The organism is Ruegeria sp. CG11 (genome assembly GCF_056537245.1).
In genome coordinates this window covers 1-3,879 of sequence record NZ_JBQFRE010000049.1, presented here as the reverse complement: position 1 = coordinate 3,879, position 3,879 = coordinate 1, and the positions used below count along the sequence as shown (strand labels likewise).

The following is a 3,879-nucleotide window of genomic DNA, read 5'->3' as shown; positions in this document are numbered from 1 at the left end:
TCGTCTCTTGCTTTCCATTCTTTCCATCTGAGTATGGCGTTTGCGCCGATTTCCCGGAAGGGTTGTGGTGGCAAGCGTTTTGGTTGATCCTCAGCCTCGAAGTGGCGGGTGATGTCCGAGCTGTGGCCACAGGCGCGTTCGGCTGCGGTGATGCCGGTGAGGGTGCCGCGTGCGGTGCCCAATCCGTTCTGGACGCAGCCGGAATAGACGCCGGGTTCGATCTCGCGCGTGACCGAGACGCCGTTGAGGCTCAGGCACAGGTGGCCGGCCCAATGATATTCCATCTCCATCCCGGCCAGTTGCGGGAAGCGTTGTTCGAACTTGCGCTGCATCACCCGCGATGCCCGCGTCAGATCGCGCGCCGAGGCCGCCATGCCGGGGCGCAGCGCAGCGCAGGTGCGGGTGATGATGCGATTGCCGCCCTGTCCGGTATCAATGCGCCGCATCGTGGTGCCCATCGGATCGGAGGGGGTCACACCCCAGCGCGGCTGCCCGCCCAGTTTGGCCAGCGCGTCGGCGTCCAACTCGGGCGTCATTGCGGCGAACAGGAACAGTTGCATCAGACGATTGCGTTCGATCCCGAAGCTTTCAAGATGGCCGTTGACCGTGAGGATCACCGCGCCCGTGCTGACCGTGCCGCGTTTGGTTTTCACCTGCCACGCGCCGCCCTGCTTTTCGAACCCGGTGACGGCCGAGTTTTCATAGAGCGCCACGCCATTGCGGGCCAATCCGGCCGCCAGCCCGCGGATATAGCCTGCGGGCTGCAGCATGACCGTTCCGGATGTGTAAAGCCCGGACCGGTAGTGGCGCGAGCCGGTCAGGTCGTACATCTGTTGCGAATCCAGCATCTCGCTGGCCTCGCCCAGGGTTTCCAGATGCTGGGCATAGCTGACGTTATGGGCATGACCCGCCGCACTGGCGGCGCCATTCACCTTGCCTGCGGGGGCAAAGAAGTTCGGGTCGATCCGATATTGCGCGACCGCGGATCGGGCAAAGGCAATCGCCTGCCGGTTCAGCGCGATCATCTTGCGGTCATCGCCGCCGCCGGCATAGTCATCCGAGGCCAGGTCATGCGGCAGATCGATCATGAAGCCCGAGTTGCGCCCCGCCGCGCCCTCGGCCACGCGCCCGGCCTCGAGCACGACGATTTTGGCGCCGGGCTGCAACTGCTTCAGCCGCTGCGCCGCCGACAGGCCCGCAAAACCCGCACCGACGATCGTGACGTCAGCCGTCAGGTCACCGGCCAGCTCTTGCGCGGGAGCTGGAGCGCCAAGGATGGCGCTCCAGGCTGCCGGTCCGCGGTGAACCGGCAGGGATCTGGCAGAGTATTTGCTCAATCGACTGCCTCGTCTGCGTCATCGGCCAGATCGATCCAGATGGTTTTCAGCTGGGTGTACTGATCATGCGCATGGACCGAGTTGTCGCGGCCGCCAAAGCCCGATTGCTTGAACCCGCCAAACGGGGTCGAGATGTCGCCCTCACCAAAGCTGTTGACCGTCACGGTACCCGCCCGCAGGGCACGGGCACCGCGGATGGCGCGTTTGGCATTGGCGGTGAAGATCGACGCGCACAGGCCGAATTCGGTGTCATTGCCGACCTCGATGGCCTCGTCAAAGCCCGAGACTTCGATCACCGACAGAACCGGGCCAAAGATCTCTTCCCGCGCCAGCAGGGCGTTGTTGTCTGCGACCTCGACCACCGTGGCCTCGACAAAGCCGTTCTCGGCCTTGCCACCGATCACCACATTCTCGGCCTGATCCAGATACGAGCAGACCTTGGTGTAGTGGCTTTCGCTGACCAGCGCGCCCATGCGGGTTTCCGGGTCCAGCGGGTCGCCGATATTCCACTGTTTGGCGTGATGCGCGATGCGCTCCAGCAGGTCGGCCTTGACGTCCTTGTGCACGATCAGGCGCGAGCTGGCCGAGCAGTTCTCACCCATGTTCCAGAACGCCCCGTTGACCAGATGCTGGGCCACGCGGTCCAGGTTCTCGGCATCGTCCATCACGATGGCGGGGTTCTTGCCGCCCATCTCCAGCACGACTTCCTTGGCGTTGGATTCTGCCGAATAGGTCAGGAATTTCTTGCCGGTCACGGTCGAGCCGGTGAAGGACACCATGTCGATATCCATGTGGCGGCCGATCGGCTCACCCACGTCGCCGCCACCGCCGGGCAGGATGTTCAGAACACCGGCAGGGACACCGGCCTCCATCGCCAGTTCAGCCACGCGCAGCGCGGTCAGAGTGGTTTCCTTGGCTGGTTTGATCACCAGCGAGCACCCCGCCGCCAGCGCCGGGCCGATCTTCCACGCCAGCATCAAAAGCGGGAAGTTCCACGGCAGTACCAGACCAACCACGCCGATCGGCTCACGCACCACCATGGCGATGTGATCGTCGCTGGCCGGCGCCACCTGATCATAGATCTTGTCGATCGCCTCGGCGTGCCATTTCAGGCAGTGGATGGTCTCGGGCACGTCCACGGTCTCGCAGTCGTAGATCGTCTTGCCGCTGTCGAGGCTTTCCATCACCGCCAATTCGCGCGCGTTGCGGGTCATCAGCTTGCACAGCCGGATCAGAACGTCCTTGCGCTCGGACGGGTGCAGTTTCGACCAGCGGCCATCGTCAAACGCCTCGCGTGCCTTCTCGACGGCAAAATCCACATCCTCGGACCCGCAGGCGGCAATCTCGGCCAGGGTCTCGCCGGTGGCCGGGTTGGTGCTGGTGAAGGTCTTGCCGGAAATCGCCGGGCGGAACGTGCCGTCGATGAACGCGCCGGTGGGCAGGTTCAGGCCTGCGGCAATGGATTTGTATTCGTCCTGTGTCAGCAGATCCATGTGTCTTATCCTTCTGCCACGATGTCGGCGATTTTGCGTTTCAATACGCGCGTGACCTGTTCCAGCGCGCGCTTGTCATCCTTGTTCAGACCCTTCAGCGGCGCGCGCATGGCGCCTGCGTCGAACCCGTTCATGGTGACGCCATACTTGATGGTCTGGATGAACTTGCCACCCTGTTCCAGCACATGCATCAGCGGCAGCATCGCGCTCATGATGCGGCGGCCCTTGTCGAAATTGCCTTCGACCACACAGGCATTATAGAGCGCCACGTGTTCCGCGGGCAGGAAGTTCGACCCGCCACAGACCCAGAACGGAGCCCCCCAGGCAAAGAATTCCAGCGCCTGATCGTCCATGCCGCAACCCATCTGGATATGCGGATAGTCGCGCGCCAGCAGGTGCACCCGGTTGATATCGCCCGAGCTTTCCTTGATGCCGCAGAAGTTGCGGCTGCGGCCCACGCGGTCCAGGAATTCCGGACCCATCATGGTGCCGGTGCGGTGCGGATAGTTGTACAGCATCACCGGCAGATCCGCGGCCTTGTCGATGGCCAGCGCGTTCAACGCATTCTCGCGGTCGGTCGGAACCGAATAGGCCGGGCTGGCCAGCAGGATCGAATCCGCCCCGATCTCGCGCGCGCCGGTGGCCAGCGCAATCGAATCCGGCGTCATCATCGCCCCTGTGCCCACCACCAGCGGCAGGCGACCCTTCAGGCACTCGTGGGTGAACCTGGCCAGCTCCAGACGTTCCGCCACGGTCTGGGCATAGTTCTCGCCGGTCGAACCGCCCGAGATCAGGCCATGCACGCCGTTTTCGATCAGGTATTCAATCACATCCGACAGCGCGTCCCAGTTGACGCTGCCATCGGAGTGATAAGGGGTCACGACCGGCGTGTAGATCCCTTCGAATTTGAACAGGGGTGTCATCTATATCCTCATGCAGGGGTTTTGCGCGCCGTCGATCCCAGCGGCAAGTCAAGCCCCGTGGGCGTGACAAACAACTCAATCTGGTCGCGCGACAGATTCCAATGATCAATCGCCAATGAACCCGCA

Annotated in this window: 3 protein-coding genes; all 3 read right to left on the bottom strand. The window is 63.2% G+C overall.

Annotation, left to right across the window (positions count from 1 at the left end; all coding sequences use genetic code 11):
- Window positions 1–1,337, bottom strand: a 1,337-nt coding sequence (locus ACR0KW_RS24105) for an NAD(P)/FAD-dependent oxidoreductase (RefSeq protein ID WP_480807291.1), incomplete at its 3' end; no start/stop codon positions are given.
- Entirely contained in the window at window positions 1,334–2,830 is a 1,497-nt protein-coding gene (locus ACR0KW_RS24100) for an aldehyde dehydrogenase (RefSeq protein WP_480807290.1), read from the bottom strand. The genes ACR0KW_RS24100 and ACR0KW_RS24105, both read right to left, overlap by 4 nt.
- A 5-nt stretch (window positions 2,831–2,835) precedes the next feature.
- Window positions 2,836–3,753, bottom strand: coding sequence for a dihydrodipicolinate synthase family protein (locus tag ACR0KW_RS24095; protein ID WP_480807289.1), 918 nt, complete (start codon window positions 3,751–3,753; stop codon window positions 2,836–2,838).
- Window positions 3,754–3,879: the final 126 nt, after the last annotated feature.